At 77.1% G+C, this 332-nt stretch carries 1 protein-coding gene; it reads right to left on the bottom strand.

What is annotated here, in order from left to right:
* The coding region (locus HCU62_RS11585; protein WP_169755683.1) for an RHS repeat domain-containing protein at positions 1-332 on the bottom strand (332 nt) is incomplete at both ends.

Raw genomic sequence — 332 nt, 5'->3', positions numbered from 1 at the left:
GAAGTCGTAGGCGATGGCCGCGTTCTCGGCGTGGACCAGCCGCCCCGTCCCGTCGTAGGCGAAGGTGGCGTTGGTCCCGTCCGGGCAGCGCCGCGAGGTGAGCCGGCCGGCGGCGTCGTAGGCGAAGCGGAGGGTCCGGCCCTCGGGATCGGTCTTCCGCACCAGGCGCCCGGCGGCGTCGTAGGCGTAGTGCGTCTCGTGGCCCAGGGGATCCACCTCGGCCACCAGCCGCCCCGCCCCGTCGTAGCGGAAGCGGGTGGTGCGGCCCTCGGCGTCGGTCACCGAGAGGGGCCGCGGCCCGCCCGCCCCGCAGGAGGGGCAGCCCGCCGCGT

The organism is Dissulfurirhabdus thermomarina, assembly GCF_012979235.1.
GTDB classification, from domain to species: Bacteria; Desulfobacterota; Dissulfuribacteria; order Dissulfuribacterales; family Dissulfurirhabdaceae; genus Dissulfurirhabdus; species Dissulfurirhabdus thermomarina.
The sequence above is the reverse complement of the archived record's forward strand: the minus strand, read 5'-3'. Positions and strand labels throughout refer to the sequence as shown.